Here is a 19,345-nt window from a genome sequence, read left to right as displayed (position 1 = left end):
TATGCTCGTTCTTACCCGCAAAAAAGGCGAGTCGATTATTATACAGGATAATATTGAGATTACTATTTTGAGTGTTGAAGGAGATATTGTGAAGGTAGGTATTAACGCTCCGAAGCATGTCGATATCTTCAGGGAAGAAGTGTACCTATCAATAAAAGAAGCCAATAAGGAATCTGCTTCGCCAACCCCAGGCAATCTTAATGCTCTAATGGAACGGTTACGCACACAAAAATAAATTTGCGAATTCATGTAAATAGCTATAAACAAATTACCGGACAAGACGATATATATATTAGACGCTGAATCCGGAGGGGCGGCCGACCTTAACGGCAGCGTTTACCACATGGATGTGGAACAACTCAATTTCAGGGAGGAAATACAAAATGATTATCAACCACAATATCGCGGCTTTGAACACGCACCGTCAACTGGCAGCTAACACTGCTAACACTAACAAGAATATTGAGAAGCTGTCTTCCGGTCTTCGTATCAACCGTGCAGGTGACGACGCAGCTGGTCTGGCAATCTCCGAAAAAATGCGCGGCCAAATCCGTGGTTTGGATCAGGCTTCCCGTAATGCTCAAGATGGTATCTCTTTGATTCAAACCGCTGAAGGCGCTTTGAATGAAACACATTCCATCCTGCAGCGTATGCGTGAACTTTCTGTACAAGCAGGTAATGATACTAACACAGGTTCCGACCGTAATGAAATCCAGAAGGAACTGGGTCAGTTGAATTCCGAAATTGATAGAATTTCCAGTACTACTGAGTTCAATACCCAGACGCTGTTGAATGGATCGTTGGGTGCTAAGGGTATATCTTCTGATGCAGCTAAAGTTGATATCGTATCCGCCACGGGCCTTGCTAAAGGACAATATGACGTTGAAATCACAAAAGCTGCTACTAAAGCTACTAAAACATCGGGAGCAGTTGGTGCGGATGCAGATGTAATAACAGCAGTAGCTGCTGGTGACTTGGTTATTAATGGTGTTAAAATTGATACTACAGGTCTTACTACAGTAGCTGGTCTGAAAATAGCTATTAACGCTGTCAAAGATAAAACAGGAGTAGAAATGACTACTGGTGTAAATGGTACAGCTTCCGTACTTACCGCCACGACGTTTGGTTCTACTGGAAAGATCGACCTCAGTGGTTCTAATGCTGCTTGGAATGCCGGTGGAGTATTGGGTGCCGCAGCAACAACTGCTGGTGTAGATGCTGAGGCTAACATTGCTGACGTAACAAACGGTGTTACTACTGCCGTTAAAGGTGTTGGACAGCAATTGCTATATGGAAGCGCGGAATTCACAGCAGCTGGTGCGTTAAATGATACAGCTTCAATTAACGTAACAAGTACTGGTGCTTCCATCCACATCGGAGCTAACAAAGATCAAACAATGTTGATTGATATTAATCAAATGGATACTACAACTTTGGGTAATACAACTAATAAAATCAAAGATGTAAATGTTCTGACAACTACAGGCGCAGAGACAGCAATCAAAACATTGGATGATGCTATCAAACAAGTTTCCGGCGAACGTTCTAAGTTGGGTGCGTTCCAGAACCGTCTGGAACACACGATCAATAACTTGGGAACTACTGCTGAGAACTTGACTGCTGCTGAATCCCGTGTACGTGACGTTGACATGGCTAAAGAAATGATGAGCCAGACTAAGAACAACATCCTTGCACAAGCCGCTCAGGCTATGTTGGCTCAGGCTAACCAACAGCCGCAAGGCGTTCTTCAATTGCTTCGTTAATCCTTTCTTAGCAAGATTAGAGATCCCTATTTTAGGGGTCTCTTTTTTCATGGATTAATTACGAATCTTTCTGTATTCCCTTAATCTTCCGCAAGAACTAACCGATATATATAGTAAATTGTTATTATCGGAGGTTCTATTATGAACGTACAGTTTTCATTTACAGCTAGTGGAGGCAAGGCTTCAACTTATACGCCCAGTTCAACTGCTCCAGTTAAGGATGTAATCCCAGATAATGCTGGGAGTCTTCCCCCAACTGCTCCGTTAATACATACAACTCAACTTAATACGCTAGAGAAACAGGGTACAGCGGTATCGGTAGGAGAAGAGCAATTGATCCGTACTATTGAGAAGGCTGTTAAGGCCCTTCAAGGTCCTTCAACCACCTTGGAAGTCAGCATACACGAAAAAACGCACGCCATTATGGTAAAGGTGCTTAATAAAGATACAGGAGAGCTTATTCGTGAAGTTCCTCCCGAGAAGACATTGGATCTGGTAGCGAAGATGATGGAATTGGCCGGAATCATCATTGATGAGAAAGTATAGAAAGGACGGGATGAACTTATGACTATTCGCCTTAGTGGTATGGTTTCAGGTATGGATACAGAAAGTATTGTTAAAGAAATGATGACTGCCAAACGAATACCCTTAGATAAACTGAATCAACAGAAACAGACACTTCAATGGCAACGAGATAATTACCGTGAAATTAACTCTAAACTTGTAGACTTCCGTAATAATAAGATTCTAAAATATAATTTAGCGGCCGCAATGAATGCACAGAAAGCTGTTGTGACTGGTAATACCAAAGCTATTCAGGCAGAAGCGAATGCTGATGCAAGTTCTATTCCCATGAGCGTTAAGGTTAATAATCTTGCTGAGAAGTCTTCTTTACCAAAAGCGGAGTTAACTGTCGGTATGGTGGAAGATGGAGTAAAAGCAACACTTAAGACCACTCTAGATGAGTTGGGTGGAGGGCTTTCTACCTATGATTTATTCATTAATAAGACCAACATCTCTTTAAGTAAAGATGATACGATTGCTGATGTAGTTAGTAAAATTAATGGGGCTAGTAATGCAAAGGTAACTGCAAGTTTTGATGAAGTCAGTGGACGCTTTAATATCACTGCTAAGGATTATGGACCTGATAATAATCTGAAAATGACTAACTCCAGTGGTGTGGTTGCAGAAAGTTCGCTATTGAATCTTTTTGGCATGGATCCTGGTGTAGTTCCAATTGCAGCTAAAAAGGCCTCGATTGAGGTTTCAGTCGCTAATAATGGAGCACAGGCAGGTGATCCGGCAACATATGTACAAGATTTTAGTTCTGAGAACAACACAATCACAGTAAATGGTGTGAAGATGACTCTGCTCGCGGCGTCAGGCACAGATGGTGCTACCGATATTTCTACTCAAACCGATACAACAAAAACATTGGATACCATCACTAACTTTGTTAAAGATTATAACGACCTGATAAGTTTGTTAAATACAAAAGTATCTGAGGAACGATATAAAGATTTCACTCCACTAACAGATGAACAGAAGAAAGATATGAAAGAAAAGGATATTGAGCTGTGGGAAGCCAAAGCAAAAAGTGGAATGTTGAAAAATGATGATATTCTGAAATCAACACTAGCTTCCTTGAGAACCATTATAACAGGTCAATTAAAAGGGCTTAGTGAAATGGGTATTACCACAGGCCAGTATTATGAAAATGGTAAAATTAATATTGATACTGATAAATTGAAGCAAGCGCTTCAGGAAAATCCTCAAAAAGCAATATCAATATTTCAAGGTACGGCTGGTTCGCAAGGGATATATAGTAAAATGGCAGAACAGCTTAATACATCTTTGGATAAGTTAGTTGTGAAGGCTGGCACTTCCAAATATACTACGGAGATTACCGGTGCCTATAAGACTGAAAGCCTCATGGGGAAAAAATTAACTGACTATAATACTCGAATAGCAAATTTACAGACCCGCCTAACAACTATGGAATCTAACTATTATAAGAAATTCACTGCCATGGAAACCGCAATGAATAAGTATAATAGCCAGTCTAGTAACCTCTCAAGCTATTTCAAATAAATATTCAACAAAGGGTGAACATGAATGATAACATCTCCTTACGATAAATATCGGCAATCCTCGGTGCAGACTTCAAGTCCGGCACAACTGTTGCTTATGATGTTTGACGGAGCGATACGTTTTGGTAAGGCGGCGTTAGAAGGAATAGAGTCGGCCGACTTTAATAAAGTGAGCACTAACCTGGGTAAGGCACAGACAATTGTAAATGAGCTTATCACTACATTGGATAACTCATATGAAGTTTCCAAGGGTCTTGCTTCAATGTATGAATATATTAATTATCTATTCATTGAATCCAACATAAAGAAATCCAAGGAACAGGCAGAGGAGGCGATTGGTTACCTACTGGAACTTCGTCAGACTTTCGCTCAGGCTTCTAAAATGACTGCAGAACAAGACGTCCAGCATGGATAATCTGTTGCAGGAGCTTGAACAATTGACCCAGGTAATGAACCAACAGTTGGAAGATGCCACTTATGAAGAACTCGAAGCCTTCGTGGAACAACGCCAGAAACTTGTCGAAGCCATCGGGAAAGAAGTAGAAATCTGTCAGATGACCTCTGCACAAAAAGATGTACTTCGTCGAATTATGGAACATGACCCAGCCATCATGGCCCGGATGAATGCCCACCGGCTGGAAGCCAAAGACTGGCTGCAGAAGCGCAACCAAGCCAAAGCCCAACGCAATGCCTACGAGGTAGGCTACACCCCAGACAGCATTCTAATGGACCGAAAAAAATAATAAAATCCAGATGTTTCAGCTGGGGAGCGGGCGGGTATTTTAATAGCGTCTGCTCCTTTTTTTGTATCTTGTATCACTGAATCTATCCTTTTTCGAGGTCAATTATTGTCTGGTAAAATATTGCAAGTAAACATTTACTATTCCAATTGACAATAGAGAAGCAGCGGTGGTATAGTCGAATTGTGAGCAAGACTCACGTTCATCTGATGACGAAGGGAATGTTTAGTCAATGGAAGGTAAAGTAAAATGGTTTAACGCAGAAAAAGGTTATGGTTTCATCGAAACTGCCGATGGTGGCGACGTATTCGTACACTTCTCCGCGATTCAAACTGACGGTTTCAAGACATTGGACGAAGGCCAATCCGTAGAGTTCGATATCGTTGAAGGCGCACGCGGACCACAAGCAGCTAACGTCATCAAATTATAATCATCCGGCGAAGCCGACCTACATATATGGTAGATGGTTAGCAATTGAGACAACGCTAGCGTTAGACCTTGGGGATATTCCCCGGGGTCTTTTTTACGTTCACCTAACAAATGACGCGCAACATAAGGCGGAAAAGACACATCATTAGACACTTTGTATAGTTTTATTTCAAGAATCCGTTAGTTCCCTCCAAAATATGGGTAATGAGAGATGTTGGGCTTATTGTTGCCTAGATAGCACCCCATTATTAACTTAGGCGTATGCTTCCGAAAAGAACCTAGATAAGAAGACATGCAGTGAAGCCTATGCCCATCAAACACTCAGGAGGATGAACAAAAGAATGAAGAAAACATGGCGTGGCCTTATGGCCGGATTACTTGGTATTTCGATGTTGCTCGGATCACTAGGCAGTGTGTCAGCTGCGGCTACCCCCAAAGACATTAAAGGTCACTGGGCACAGAAGCAACTGCAGAGCTGGCTGGATAAAGGATACCTGGGCGGCTATCCTGACGGAACGGTGAAGCCGAACAAGGCTATTACCCGTGGTGAGTATGTGGCACTGATCAATCGCCTGTTCGGGTTCACCGAAACGGCTTCCATTCGCTTCAAGGATGTCAAAAGCACAAATTGGGTCTACAGCGAAGTAGCCAAAGCCGTAAAGGCCGGTTACATCGGCGGGTATGAGAATAATACCTTCCGCGCCAGCAATCCGCTTACCCGGCAGGAAGCGGCTGTCATTGCAGCCAAAGTGCTGAAGCTGAGTACAAGCTCCACTACACTTAAGTTCAAGGACAGTGCCCAAGTAGCAGCCTGGGCCAAAGGTGCGGTGGTAGCAGCAGCAGACAAGAAGATTATTAATGGTTATCCGGACGGAACCTTCGGACCAAAGAAATCACTTACACGGGCCGAAGCGGTCGGAATCATCAGTAACTCTGTTGTCTATAAACCGTCCGGCACTGGTGGAGTAACACCTACACCGGCCCCTACGGCAACGCCTGCTCCTACAGCAACACCTGTGCCAAGCACCAGCCCAACAGCAACCCCGGTTACCGGTGGTAGTGGTGGTGGCACTGGCGGTGGTGGCGGCAACGCTACTGTGCCTTCTGTAAGCAATGTGACGTACGGTCATGTGGGTTCGGTTACTGCTGATGTATATGTTACGCCTTCGGTAACAGGAGCAGTATATTATGTAGTTGCTCCTTACAGCATGAACGTAACAGCACCAACTGCAGCACAAGTGAAAGACGGATTGACTAGTGCAGGAGCAGCAGGCGTTCATTCCGGCAAAACAGCAGTCACTGCCAACACAAGCGTTGCGTTCTCTGTATATGGTCTGAGTGCAGGTACTGAATATACCGTATATGTTGCTCTGGCAGATAATTCAGGCAATTGGTCTGGCGTAACACCGCTTCGATTGAAAACAGCAGCAAGCAGTAACACATCACTTACTCAGGTGGGGATTGACAACATAGGGACTGTAACTGCTGCTGTGTATGCGAAATACGGGCAGAGTGGCGCACCAACACCGCTGAAATATGTTGTAGTCAAAGCAACGGAAGCTGATCCTACAGCACAACAGATTTCTGAAGGAAAGAATAGTGCTGGCGTTGTCTTAACGGGAACTTTTACTGGTCCGAATTCTACGGTATCTCCAGTTGTAAAGCATACCTTTGCGCTAACCGGACTGACTTCCAACACAGCCTATAAAATCTTTTTCATCACGGGTTCTAATGGTAACTTCTCCCCAGTAGAGATTCTGCGTATCCAGACCAAATAAGTAATATGAATGGACACAGACGCTACTATCTGCAACATGCAGTATGTCAGCAATCATTCATAATCTTCGCTTCAAAGTGAGATACTATTGTAGCTGTAATGGGTCCGGCCAGGGCGAGTTTATGCGCTAGCCGGACCTGTTTATTGTTTAAGACAGGGCGGTGACATCTTTTGTTAGCTAAATGTAAAGGCTGTCATGATTTGTTTTTTACTTAGCCCTGACAATTTGCTATAATGAAAAGGTAAACAAAGGAGGAGTGCCCATGCAATTCAGCATTCGAGGTCAACAAATTGAAGTGACCGACGCTTTGAGAGACTATGTTGATAAGAAGCTCAGCAGACTTGAGAAGTATTTCGATGCACCCCCTACCTCAGAAGGATATGTGACGCTTGGCGTCGTTCGCGGCCTTCATACGGTGGAAGTTACAATCCCGCTGGCAGGTGTGACGCTTCGTGCGGAAGACCGCAGCGATGATATGTATGCATCCATCGATGCCGTAGTGGACAAGCTGGAACGTCAGATCCGCAAGCACAAGACCAAACTTAATCGCAAATTCCGCCAGGAAGGCAGCTTGAAGACCTTGTTCGTAGAAGGTTCAGGCAATGCCGTAGCTGTTGAGGATCAGGAACAGGATTATGATGATCTTGAGGTTGTGCGGAATAAACGATTCACCTTGAAGCCTATGGATGTGGAAGAAGCGATTCTGCAAATGAACATGATTGGACATACTTTCTTCGTATTCTCCAACATCGACACTTCTGAAGTTAGCGTTGTTTACAAACGCGATGACGGCAAGTATGGTTTGATCGAACAGAACTAACCTGCTAACCGGAAATTGCTGGAATAAGGAAGGGCTTTCGTTTCAGCCTGACGTGGACAATTAGACGAGCCCCTATTCGCTTCAAGCGAATAGGGCTCTTGTGCGTATATACAGAAGGGACAGGAAAGAATACCTCATCTGTTTCTATGAAAAGGCATTATGCAGAATAAGGTTGCGGCAGCTTGTATTGCGGCTTCTCTTACAAACTGTTACAATTTATGAAGCAGCGGAATCGAAATCATATATGGCCCTTTCAATTTGTTGAGGATGGGCTCGGTTCCACCATCTGTGTTGCATGAAAGGGGTTAACCATGCTAGGACTTGTAAAAAAAATATTTGGCGACGTTAATGAACGTGATGTCAAACGTCTCATGAAGACGGTCGAAGTAATCAATGGTTTGGAGCCGGATTTCGTATCGCTTACGGATGAAGAGCTGCAGGCTAAGACGGTAGAGTTCCGTGCCCGTCTTGAGAAGGGTGAAACCTTGGAAGAGATTCTTCCCGAGGCATTTGCAACCGTACGCGAAGCTTCCAAACGGACGCTGGGCATGCGGCATTTTGACGTTCAGTTAGTTGGGGGTATGGCGCTGCATGAAGGCCGGATCTCCGAAATGAAGACCGGGGAAGGCAAGACGCTGGTAGGTACACTGCCGGTATATCTGAATGCACTCTTGGGCAAAGGCGTGCATGTCGTAACCGTAAATGATTATCTGGCTCAGCGCGACAGCGCACAAATGGGGCAAATCTATAACTTTCTGGGCATGACGGTTGGGGTCAACCTCAACGGCATGGACCATAATGATAAACAAGCAGCGTATGCCTGCGATATTACGTATGGCACGAATAATGAGTTTGGTTTTGACTATCTGCGTGACAACATGGTGCTCTATAAGGAACAGATGGTACAGCGTCCGCTGTATTTCTGTATTATTGACGAAGTCGATTCCATCCTCATCGATGAAGCCCGTACGCCTCTGATCATTTCCGGACAAGCTGAGAAATCGACAGAGCTGTATTATGCAGCAGACCGTTTCGTGAAGAAGCTGACTGCCGAAGAAGACTACACTGTTGATATTAAGGTGAAGTCTGTTGCTTTAACCGAGAAGGGCGTTGCTGTAGCTGAACGTGCCTTTGGCATAGAGAATCTATATGATCACAGTCACGTTACGCTGAACCATCATATCGTACAAGCGTTGAAGGCAAATGCAATTATGCGCCGGGATGTCGACTATGTGGTCAACGAAGACGAGGTTATGATCGTCGATGAGTTCACCGGACGTCTGATGCAGGGCCGCCGTTACAGCGATGGGCTGCACCAGGCTATCGAAGCTAAGGAAGAGATTGAGGTCCAGAATGAGAGCATGACGCTGGCTACAATCACCTTCCAGAACTACTTCCGTATGTACCGCAAGCTTGGTGGAATGACCGGTACTGCGAAGACAGAAGAAGAGGAATTCAAGAAAATCTACGGTCTGGAAGTCCTCCAGGTACCTACCAACAAACCGAATCAGCGTGTCGATATGCCGGACGTGGTCTACAAAAGCGAGAATGGCAAGTTCAACGCTGTAGTCGCTGAAATTGTGGAACGCCACAAAAAGAATCAGCCGGTGCTTGTAGGTACGGTATCGATTGAGAACTCCGAACGCGTATCTGAAATGCTGAAACGCAAAGGTGTCAGACACCAGGTGCTGAACGCGAAGCATCATGCTGCAGAAGCTGAAATCATCTCTTATGCCGGTCAGCCGGGAACCGTAACAATTGCTACGAATATGGCTGGACGCGGTACGGATATCGTATTGGGCGAAGGCGTGACCGATCTTGGCGGTCTGCATATTATTGGTACAGAACGTCATGAATCACGCCGTATCGATAACCAGCTGCGCGGACGTGCCGGACGTCAGGGTGACCCGGGTTCCACACAGTTCTACCTGTCGCTTGGGGATGAATTGATGAAACGTTTTGGCGCGGACAACGTGCTGAACATGATGGACCGTCTTGGATTCGAAGAGGATCAGCCGATTGAGAGCCGTATGATTACCAAAGCGGTTGAATCTGCCCAGAAACGGGTGGAAGGCAACAACTTCGATATCCGTAAAGTCGTATTGCAATATGATGACGTGATGAATCAGCAGCGTGAGATTATCTACAAGCAGCGCCGCGAAATTCTCGAGTCTGACAATATCAAAGACGTTGTGGTGGAAATGATCAAGCCGGTTGTTGACCGTATTGTTAATGCCCACTGCAGTGACGATATCCCGGAGAACTGGGAGCTGCAAGAGGTTGCGGATTATGTGAACAGCAAATTGCTGGAGGAAGACTCCCTGACCCGTGATGATCTATGGGGCAAGGAAGTAGAAGAAATCATCGAATTCATCTTCGCCCGTGTGCTTGAGAAATATGCTGCACGTGAAGAACGTCTCGGCGCTGAGCTGGTACGTGAATTCGAGAAGGTCATTGTACTTCGTTCCGTAGACAGCAAATGGATGGATCATATCGATGCTATGGATCAGCTTCGTCAAGGGATTCACCTCCGTGCTTACGGCGGTACCGATCCGCTTCGCGAATATCAGTTCGAAGGCTTCGAAATGTTCAATGCCATGACGGCGAACATTCAGGAAGAAGTGGCGACCTACATCATGAAGGCGCACATCGAGGCGAATCAGGAGCGTCAGTCGGTAGTGGAAGAAGATAAGATCTCCACGAACGCTGAGCCTGCTGAGAAACGTCCGGTGCATGTGGAATCTACAGTCGGCCGTAATGATCCATGCCCTTGCGGCAGCGGCAAGAAATATAAGAACTGTCACGGTCAGGCGTAAGAGAAACAGAGTTGCGGCTCTGCAGGGTTAAGTGAACTCTCGCTGGAACGGCGCTATCTATAAAAGGAACGGCACGGCTGATTCTGCTAGTTTCTCGTGAAATAATGAGCAGGCATCAAGCTGCGAATACTTTTCACAGAATAGTCTTGCTCATAAGTTCTTAGGTTATAATGACAATAAAAGCGGCTGGGCCCGGGGGACTCCCCGTTTGCGGCCCGGCCGCTTTTTTGGATGTTTGCAGGAATGGGGTAATTGCTTCAAGCGAAGCGAACGGAATGGCTCTGCAGAGCTGCAATTGAGGTGGAAGTGGCGGAGGGGAAGTTTGGAACTGTAGGAGCGTCAGCGTCCGCCTTTAGGATTGAATTTCTACTGCGATAAGCAGTTTAGATGAGGAAATTCAATCCTAACAGCGGCCGGAAGTCCAAACATTCCCCGCAGTTACGGCGTACACCGATAGGCATTTCTTAAGAGCAATGATGCAGCGAGCAGAAGCTGTATCTCCCCCTGTCCGCAAAACCTCCAAACCCAGCGGCCGGCGCAATATTTTATTTTGAAAGGTGATGTGATCCAAGTGATCGATCCTAATGTGAAGCAGGACCTGCGTGAAATAGGCAAGAAACTAACCAATCTTAGGGGGTCACTTTGACTTAGACCTTAAGCTGGAGATGATAGCGAACTTTGAAGAGAAGATGGCAGCGCCCGGGTTCTGGGATGAGCCGGAGAAGGCGCAAAGCGTTATTGGCGAGATGAACGCCGTGAAGTCGGTGGTCGATCAATACGATAAGCTGCAGCAGGATTATGACGATGCGGCGATGATGGCGGAGCTGGCGGATGAAGAAGGCGATGACGCGCTTGCGTCTGAGATTGCCGGAACGATTCGCAGTGTAAGCAGCAGAGTAGATGAGTTCGAGCTGCAGCTGCTGCTCAATCAGCCGTACGATAAGCTGAACGCGATCCTTGAGCTGCATCCAGGAGCAGGCGGAACAGAATCCCAGGACTGGGGCCAAATGCTGCTGCGCATGTATACACGATGGGCGGAGAAGCGGGGCTTCAAGGTAGACGTGCTTGATTATTTGCCGGGCGATGAGGCGGGCATCAAGAGTGTAACGCTGCTGATTAAGGGCTACAATGTATATGGATACCTGAAGGCGGAGAAGGGTGTACATCGTCTGGTGCGCATTTCGCCTTTTGACTCTTCGGGCAGACGGCATACCTCCTTCGTATCCTGCGATGTGGTACCGGAGATTGCGGATGATGTGGAAGTAGATATCCGTACAGAGGATCTGAAGATCGATACGTACCGGGCCAGCGGCGCGGGTGGTCAGCATATCAATACTACGGACTCGGCGGTGCGGATTACCCACTTGCCAACCGGAGTCGTGGTAACGTGCCAGAATGAACGTTCACAGATCAAGAACCGGGAACAAGCAATGAAGATGCTGCGTTCCAAGCTCTATGAGCGCAAAATCCAGGAGCAGCAGGCGCATCTCGATGAGATCCGCGGCGAACAATCGGAGATTGCCTGGGGCAGCCAGATTCGTTCCTATGTGTTCCACCCCTACAGCATGGTGAAGGATCACCGTACTTCTGTAGAAACCGGCAACGTCGGAGCGGTGATGGACGGCGACCTGGATGGCTTCATTGACGGCTATCTGCGCAGTCAGATCAAGACGGAAACTGAATAAGGGCATGGATATTCCTACGCGTCTTCGGAGGTGTAGGGATTTTTTTCTGATGATCAGACTGGATTTGCTATACAGCAACATCACTTCTAAGGAGCACAGGCAACTATGCAAAAAATCAATTCACGCAACAAACCTCCGCTCATTCCGCTAAACGGGCCGCTGCGTCATACCGTGGATATTGCGCTCATTCTGATCGGCTCGCTGATTACGGGGCTGGCATTCAACCTGTTCTTTCTCCCGAACCAGATTGCTTCCGGAGGGGTATCGGGGTTGTCGGTGCTTGCCGAGGCCTGGTTTGGGGCGGAGCCGGCTTTTACCCAGTGGGCGCTTAATATTCCGCTCTTTATTCTCGGGGTACTATTCCTCGGTAAACAGTACGGTATCCGCTCGCTGCTGGGGAGTTTTGTGCTGCCGCTGTTTATCTTCCTGACCAAGGATGGTCCGGTGCCGACTACAAATCCGCTCCTGGCCTCTATTTATGGAGGGATCGGTGTGGGGCTGGGCCTCGGTCTGGTCTTTCGCGGACGCGGATCAACAGGCGGACTGACCATACTCGCGCAGATTATTCAAAAGCTTACCGGCTTCAGCTTCTCGCTGTCCGTCGTGCTGCTGGATGGTACGGTGATTACGCTGGCTGCTTTTGTGCTGGGCATGGAGCAGGCAATGTATGCACTAATCGGACTGTTCGTGACGGGCAAGGTAATCAATGCGCTGGAGGTTGGCTTCAGCACCACGAAGGTGGCGTATATTATCTCCGATCAGACAGAGGATATCTCGCAGGCGATTCTGAATGATCTGGACCGCGGGCTGACCAAGCTGAATGCGCAAGGCGGATACACCGGAGACAATCGTACTGTCCTGATGGCCGTAGTAGGCCAGAATGAAATTACGAGGCTCAAGGCGATCGTCCGCTCGGTGGACCCGGGTGCGTTTGTAATTATTACGGAGGCCCATGAAGTGCTGGGCGAAGGTTTCAAAAGAGAAGCGTAGACTCCCTTTAGGGGAGCTCTGCGCTTTTCTTTTGATAAAAGGCATGGTCGTTTCGAGTGGGAACCTCCGAAGAAAGTTAACGTTACGTGTTGTATTTATATTAATTCGGTCGTATAATAATACATATTTGCAGAACGGTTATTCACAGGTAATAATGATATAAAGCAGAAACGGGAAGCGGGGATGACAGTGACAGGCAAGCTGAGAGCGGCGATTGTCGGATCAACGGGATATGGGGGCGTAGAGCTGATCAGGCTGCTGCAGAGCCACCCTGATATAGAGATTACTTCAGTAATATCTTCTTCGAGCGCCGGTGCGCCGATGGAGGAAGGCTTCCCGCATCTGACGGGAATTGTGCAGCGCAATCTGGATGGTGTGGATGCGGCAGAGATTGCCGGCAGGGCGGATGTCGTATTCACAGCTACGCCTTCTGGAGTGAGCGCGAAGCTGGTGCCCCAGCTGCTCGAAGCCGGCCTCAAGGTCGTTGACCTGTCGGGCGATTTCCGGCTGAAGGACGGCGCGGAGTATGAGCAGTGGTATAAGCATCCCGCTCCGCCGGAAGCGTATCTGCAGCAGGCGGTGTACGGGTTATGCGAGGTATACGGTGAGCGTGCCGCCGGTGTGGACTTCATTTCTAATCCCGGCTGTTATCCCACAGCTACGCTGCTGGGACTGGTTCCGGCGCTTGAGGCAGGCTGGATCAAGCCGGACAGCATCATTATTGATGCGAAATCCGGGGTGTCCGGGGCAGGGCGGGGAACGAGCCTTATGGTTCATTTTGCCGAGATCAATGAGAACTTCAAAGCCTACAAAATCAACAAACATCAGCATATCCCGGAAATTGAGCAGGTGCTTACCGATATCGCAGGAGAAAAAGTAACGGTAACCTTCACTACGCATCTTGTGCCGATGACCCGGGGGATTATGAGCACGATGTATGCCGGACTGATTGGCGAACATAGTGAACAGGAACTAGTAGATTTATACCGTAGGTATTATGCAGGCAGACCGTATGTGCGCGTGCGCGAGCCCGGAGTGGTTCCGGCGACGAAGGAAGTCAGCGGATCGAACTATTGCGACATCGGCTTCGCGACAGACGCACGTACCGGACGGGTCACCATTGTGTCGGTCATCGACAATATCGTTAAAGGCGCTGCAGGACAGGCGATTCAGAACCTGAATTTGATGATGGGATGGGAGGAAACCCGCGGTCTTGGCTACACACCAGTGTATCCATAAAGTGCAGCGGTCAAACTATAACATGAGCGAGAACAGACTATATACCGTCGTGGAAGGCGGAAGTATTACTACACCTAAGGGCTTCACTTCAGGAGGGCTGCATTGCGGTCTCAAAAAAACCGAACGTAACGACCTTGGAGCTATTCTCTGCGAGGTTCCGGCGACGGCTGCTGCGGTTTTTACCACGAATGTATTTCAGGCGGCTCCGCTGAAGGTAACACGGGAGAGTCTGGCGAACGGGACACTGCAGGCGGTAATCGTGAACAGCGGGAATGCCAATGCCTGCACAGGTGACCAGGGTGAAGCGGATGCGTATGAGATGCGCGCTGCGGCTGCCCGTTATTTGGGCGTGAACGAGCTGGATGTTGCGGTAGCCTCGACCGGGGTAATCGGGGAGCTGCTGAAGATGGACTGTGTGCGCAGTGGGATTGCCGGACTGCCGGAGAAGCTGGACGGCGGAGCTGCCGGTGCGGAGGAGTTCAGCCAGGCGATTCTGACAACGGACCTGGTCAAAAAAGAAAGCTGCGTAAAGCTGACGGTGGGCGGTACAGAGGTAGTTATTGCCGGAGCCGCTAAGGGTTCGGGCATGATTCACCCCAATATGGCGACGATGCTGGGCTTTATGACAACAGATGCTGTCATTGATGCCGAGGATCTGCTCAGCTTGCTGCGCAGTGCGACCAACTCTACTTTTAATATGATTACAGTGGATGGAGATACTAGCACGAATGATATGCTGGTCACTATGGCGAGCGGCCTGGCGGGAAATGAGAAGCTGACGCGTCTGCATCCGGATTGGGAGGCTTTTGCCGCAGCGTTCACGCATGTATGCCGAAGTCTGGCGATGGCGATTGCCCGTGACGGGGAAGGTGCCACGAAGCTGATCGAAGTGCAGGTGAATGGTGCAGTGCATGATGAAGGTGCTGCTGCTATTGCCAAAACTGTAGTCGGATCGAGTCTGGTGAAATCTGCGATCTTCGGTGCGGATGCCAACTGGGGACGGATTATCGCTGCTGTAGGCCGCGCGGGAGTTCCGGTATCTCCGGAGCAGGTAGATATTAAGCTGGGAGATATAGAGGTGCTGCGGCAGTCTCGTCCGGTGGCTTTTGACGAAGAGCAGGCTCTCTATTATCTGCAAAAGAGTGATACGGTGCTGATTACGGTAACCTTGTCAGACGGAAGCGGAAGTGCCACGGCCTGGGGCTGCGATCTCACTTATGATTATGTGCGTATTAATGCCGCGTACCGAACCTGATCTGCGCTGGTTGGCGGAGGGCAGCGGCCGGAAGTCCAGATATTCACTGTAGTGACGACTGAGCTTTAAGTTAGTATCTTGAGTTCAGCTTATAGGGAGGTAACTGAGAGATGACGTTAGAACCTATAGAGAAGCAGCCGGGCAGAGGCCTGTTCGTGATGAAATGCGGCGGGAGTACGCTGGCTGCGCTGCCGGATTCGTTCTTTGAGGATTTGAGGGAGCTGCAGCGAAGCGGGGTTCAGCCTGTCATTGTTCACGGCGGCGGTCCGGCGATCTCGGGGAATCTGGAGAAGCTCGGCATTGAGAGCAGCTTCGTGAACGGCCTGCGGGTGACGACGGAAGAAGTGCTCGATGTGGTAGAGATGACGCTGGCCGGAAGCATTAATAAGGCGATTGTCCGCCGGATTCAAGCCATCGGCGGGCAGGCGCTCGGATTATCCGGCGTTGACGGCAACCTGATTATGGCGCGTCCGGTTGCGAACAGCGATGTATTGGGTATGGTGGGCGAAGTAACCGAGGTCAGAGCGGAGATTGTGACGGGTATCCTCGCGATGGGTTACATCCCGGTAATCGCACCTATCGGTGTAGATGGCGGGGGTCAACGTTACAACATTAATGCGGACACAGCTGCCGGAGCGGTGGCATCTTTTGTGGGATCGCCTACGATGATCGTGGTTACGGATGTACCGGGAATTATGCGTGAGCTGGACGGAGAGAAGGTTGTGCTTCCGTCCGTGACGGTGGCGCAGATTGAGGCGCTGATTGCGGATGGTGAAATCTACGGCGGAATGATTCCCAAAGTGCGTGCTGCGATGGACTGCATTCAGGGCAAGGTGTCCGAGGTTGTCATTGTCGACGGCAAAGAGCCGAATGTGCTCAGCCGGGTGCTGCAGGGTGAAGAGCTGGGGACGCGGATTGTCCGATAATTATGCAGTTAGCAGCTAAACTGCTAGAGTGGGATAGATAGTGCAATGTTGAATTGATTGGCATCTGGCTGATAGGTACTTGGTAGAGCAGAAAGTAAATTAGAGGCGCTGACGGTAATCCGGCAGCAGCATGGTGGGAGAGTGACTGAGAATGAGTGAGCTTACACAGTTGGGCAAGGATTCTTTGACGGGGGCGCCGCAGGAACGTTCTGTGGAAACGAAGGAACAGGGGGCCGCTACTGCTCCTGCCAAGCTGAGTGCGGTATTCCCGTCGTACGCCAGATATGATATTAGTCTAGTCAAGGGCAAGGGCAGCTGGGTGTGGGATGATCAGGGCAACAAATACCTGGATTTCATGTGCGGACTCGCTGTAACCAGCCTGGGCCATGCTCCGGAGAAGGTCGGCGCGAAGCTGAAGGAACAGATTGATACGCTGTGGCATGTCTCGAACCTATTTCACATTCCGGGCCAGGACAGGGTTGCTGCGCTGCTTACCGCTAACAGCTGTGCGGATCAGGTGTTCTTCTGTAACAGCGGAGCGGAAGCGAATGAAGCAGCGATTAAGCTGGCGCGCCGGTATCATCAGAAGGTGAAGGGTGCGGACCGCTACGAAGTAATTACATTCGAGCAGTCCTTCCACGGACGCACGCTGGCTACGTTAACAGCTACAGGTCAGGCGAAGGTAAAAGAAGGCTTCCTTCCGCTTCCGGCAGGCTTCAAGACTGTGCCTCTCCATGATCTGGAGGCGCTGAAGGCTGCAATCACGGAGCATACGGCAGCGATCATGCTGGAGATGGTGCTGGCCGAGGGCGGCGTTATTGAGGTGCAGCAGGATTTCCTGGATGCTGTAGTCGCGCTGTGCAAGGAGCATGGACTGCTGCTCATCGTGGACGAAGTGCAGACTGGCATGGGCCGTACAGGCAAGCTGTTCGCCCATCAGCATTATGGCATTGAGCCGGATATCTTCACCTTGGCCAAAGGCGTGGCCAGCGGTTTCCCTGCCGGTGTTATGCTGGGCAAGGGATATCTGCGTGAAGCATTCAGCCCGGGCAGTCATGCGACTACCTTCGGCGGCACACCGCTGGCCGCGGCGGTCATGGAAGCGACGATTGAGACGATGCTGGAAGACGGGCTGGCGCAGCGTGCTGCTGAGATGGGCGATTATCTGACCGGCTTGCTCAGAGAGAAGCTGGCGGACACAACCTTCGTGAAGGATATCCGCGGCAAAGGCCTGCTGATCGGAATTGAATGTGCAGAGCCTGTGGCCGAGATTGTGCTGGCGGGACAGCAGCGCGGATTGCTGTTCGTCCAAGCCGGACCAAATGTCGTTCGCCTGCTGCCTAATTTATACGTAACCCGCGAGGAGATCGACCAGGCGGTGGACATCCTTTCGGAACTAATTCATACTTATGCTAATAGAGCAAACGGGGAGGCAGATTCATGAGTCAGGGAACAACGGGTGTTACAGAGGCTATTGCCGCACAGCTCAAAGGACGTGACCTTCTGGAGCTGAATGATTATAGCCCGGAGGAAATCACGTATTTGATTGATTTGGCGATTGAGCTGAAACGCAAAGCTAAGAACGGTGAAGTCTACCAGCCGCTGCTGGGCAAGACGATCGGGCTTATTTTTGAGAAATCTTCTACCCGTACACGTGTGTCGTTTGAAGTGGGGATGTATCAGCTGGGCGGCCATGCGCTGTTCCTCAGCAAAAATGATATCCAGCTCGGCCGCGGTGAGACGGTTGGTGATACGGCGCAGGTGATGTCGCGTTATCTGGACGGTATCATGATCCGTACCTTCGGCCATGATAAAGTGGAAGAATTGGCCCGTTATGCATCTGTTCCGGTTATCAACGGCCTGAGCGATCTGGCGCATCCGTGCCAGGTTCTGGCGGATTACCAGACTGTATACGAGCACAAGGGCAAGCTGAAGGGCTTGAAGCTGGCATATATCGGCGACGGCAACAACATGGCGCATTCCCTGCTGATCGGCGGTGCCAAGCTGGGTGTACATGTCTCGATCGCCGGACCGGAAGGATATGAGCCTGACGCAGCTGTAGTGGCCGAGGCGCGCGAGATCGCTAAGGAGACAGGTTCGGTCATCACCGTTACCCGCAGCCCGCAGGAGGCGGTACAGGACGCTGATGTGATCTATACGGATGTATGGGCGAGCATGGGCTTTGAGGCTGAACAGCTGGCGCGTGAAGCGGCGTTCAAGGATTATCAGGTCAATGAGGAACTCGTGAAGGGTGCCAAAAGCGACTATCTGTTCCTGCACTGCCTGCCGGCCCACCGTGAGGAAGAGGTCAGCACCGGTGTCATTGACGGACCGAACTCCGTCATCTTCGATCAGGCGGAGAACCGCCTGCATGCGCAGAAGGCGCTTATGGCTGCTTTGATGGGCTAACCTAGTACAACCAGAACTAAAGAATTGATTTAATACAACAAGGAAGCAATGGATGTATTCAGAGCAATGAATGTATTCAGTTCCAAGTGAAATTCAGTGATAGTTGTATACTGTGCAATTAAAAACAGCGAAAAGGGAGGCTTGCCTCTTATAACTGTAGTCTGTACAACTAAATCTGCCCGAATAGGTGAAAACCGCGTGCAACGGGCATTATAATTGTATGAAATACAACTAAATGGGTAATCGGTTGAAAATCAGACGATTTAGTTGTATAAAGTACAATTAAACCTGCATATACACCGTAATCGGGTTACTGCAAACCCTCAGCAAGCGATTTACCAAAGTAGTTTTCACTAGTTTAAATCTGACATTGTACTAAGCCTATATAAGTCCTGTTAGTTGTTT

The 19,345-nt window shown here is 49.0% G+C and carries 17 protein-coding genes; all 17 read left to right on the top strand.

Annotated features, from left to right (window positions below; all coding sequences use genetic code 11):
- The first annotated feature begins 1 nt into the window (after window position 1).
- The 17 genes from csrA (at window position 2) to argF (ending at window position 18,940) form a co-directional block, all read left to right on the top strand.
- Window positions 2-235, top strand: a complete 234-nt coding sequence (gene csrA, locus R50912_RS30375) for a carbon storage regulator CsrA (protein WP_042240230.1) — start codon at window positions 2-4, stop codon at window positions 233-235.
- 148 nt (window positions 236-383) lie between these two features.
- The gene (locus R50912_RS30370; protein ID WP_042240227.1) at window positions 384-1,763 is read left to right on the top strand and encodes a flagellin N-terminal helical domain-containing protein; all 1,380 of its coding nucleotides are present in this window, start codon (window positions 384-386) and stop codon (window positions 1,761-1,763) included.
- 141 nt (window positions 1,764-1,904) lie between these two features.
- A complete protein-coding gene (locus tag R50912_RS30365; RefSeq protein ID WP_042240225.1) occupies window positions 1,905-2,309 on the top strand; it encodes a flagellar protein FlaG in 405 nt (134 codons plus the stop codon).
- A gap of 18 nt (window positions 2,310-2,327) precedes the next feature.
- Window positions 2,328-3,854, top strand: a complete 1,527-nt coding sequence (gene fliD, locus R50912_RS30360; RefSeq protein ID WP_231637737.1) for a flagellar filament capping protein FliD — start codon at window positions 2,328-2,330, stop codon at window positions 3,852-3,854.
- A gap of 24 nt (window positions 3,855-3,878) precedes the next feature.
- The gene (gene fliS, locus R50912_RS30355; protein WP_042240224.1) at window positions 3,879-4,268 is read left to right on the top strand and encodes a flagellar export chaperone FliS; all 390 of its coding nucleotides are present in this window, start codon (window positions 3,879-3,881) and stop codon (window positions 4,266-4,268) included.
- Window positions 4,261-4,596: a flagellar protein FliT gene (locus R50912_RS30350; RefSeq protein ID WP_042240222.1), complete on the top strand. Its 336-nt coding sequence runs from the start codon at window positions 4,261-4,263 to the stop codon at window positions 4,594-4,596. Before fliS ends, R50912_RS30350 begins: the two co-directional genes overlap by 8 nt.
- A 229-nt stretch (window positions 4,597-4,825) precedes the next feature.
- Window positions 4,826-5,023, top strand: a complete 198-nt coding sequence (locus tag R50912_RS30345; RefSeq protein WP_019915069.1) for a cold shock domain-containing protein — start codon at window positions 4,826-4,828, stop codon at window positions 5,021-5,023.
- 340 nt (window positions 5,024-5,363) lie between these two features.
- A complete protein-coding gene (locus R50912_RS33705; protein ID WP_052416766.1) occupies window positions 5,364-6,800 on the top strand; it encodes an S-layer homology domain-containing protein in 1,437 nt (478 codons plus the stop codon).
- A gap of 262 nt (window positions 6,801-7,062) precedes the next feature.
- Window positions 7,063-7,620, top strand: a complete 558-nt coding sequence (hpf, locus tag R50912_RS30335) for a ribosome hibernation-promoting factor, HPF/YfiA family (RefSeq protein WP_042240220.1) — start codon at window positions 7,063-7,065, stop codon at window positions 7,618-7,620.
- Between the two features lie 311 nt (window positions 7,621-7,931).
- Window positions 7,932-10,436 (top strand): preprotein translocase subunit SecA, encoded by a 2,505-nt coding sequence (gene secA / locus R50912_RS30330; RefSeq protein ID WP_042240217.1) that lies wholly within the window; start codon window positions 7,932-7,934, stop codon window positions 10,434-10,436.
- A 571-nt stretch (window positions 10,437-11,007) separates the two neighbouring features.
- Window positions 11,008-12,121 (top strand): peptide chain release factor 2 gene (gene prfB / locus R50912_RS30325; RefSeq protein WP_156123417.1). Its coding sequence is split into 2 segments (ribosomal slippage): window positions 11,008-11,079 and window positions 11,081-12,121, totalling 1,113 coding nucleotides; the frame shifts between segments, so codons are not numbered across the junction.
- Between the two features lie 105 nt (window positions 12,122-12,226).
- Complete coding sequence (locus tag R50912_RS30320) at window positions 12,227-13,111, top strand: YitT family protein (protein ID WP_042240214.1); 885 nt, start codon at window positions 12,227-12,229, stop codon at window positions 13,109-13,111.
- A gap of 183 nt (window positions 13,112-13,294) precedes the next feature.
- A complete protein-coding gene (argC, locus tag R50912_RS30315; protein ID WP_042240212.1) occupies window positions 13,295-14,350 on the top strand; it encodes an N-acetyl-gamma-glutamyl-phosphate reductase in 1,056 nt (351 codons plus the stop codon).
- A gap of 22 nt (window positions 14,351-14,372) precedes the next feature.
- A complete protein-coding gene (gene argJ / locus R50912_RS30310) occupies window positions 14,373-15,605 on the top strand; it encodes a bifunctional ornithine acetyltransferase/N-acetylglutamate synthase (protein ID WP_042243645.1) in 1,233 nt (410 codons plus the stop codon).
- A 110-nt stretch (window positions 15,606-15,715) separates the two neighbouring features.
- On the top strand, window positions 15,716-16,531 hold the full coding sequence (argB, locus tag R50912_RS30305) for an acetylglutamate kinase (protein WP_042240208.1): 816 nt from the start codon (window positions 15,716-15,718) through the stop codon (window positions 16,529-16,531).
- 151 nt (window positions 16,532-16,682) lie between these two features.
- Window positions 16,683-17,975: an aspartate aminotransferase family protein gene (locus tag R50912_RS30300; protein WP_231637736.1), complete on the top strand. Its 1,293-nt coding sequence runs from the start codon at window positions 16,683-16,685 to the stop codon at window positions 17,973-17,975.
- Window positions 17,972-18,940 carry an ornithine carbamoyltransferase gene (gene argF / locus R50912_RS30295; protein ID WP_042140216.1) on the top strand — a complete coding sequence of 323 codons (969 nt, stop codon included), beginning with the start codon at window positions 17,972-17,974 and terminating at the stop codon, window positions 18,938-18,940. The genes R50912_RS30300 and argF overlap by 4 nt, the downstream gene beginning before the upstream one ends.
- Window positions 18,941-19,345: the final 405 nt, after the last annotated feature.

Source organism: Paenibacillus sp. FSL R5-0912 (assembly GCF_000758605.1).
Lineage (GTDB): Bacteria > Bacillota > Bacilli > Paenibacillales > Paenibacillaceae > Paenibacillus_AQ.
The sequence above is the reverse complement of the archived record's forward strand: the minus strand, read 5'-3'. Positions and strand labels throughout refer to the sequence as shown.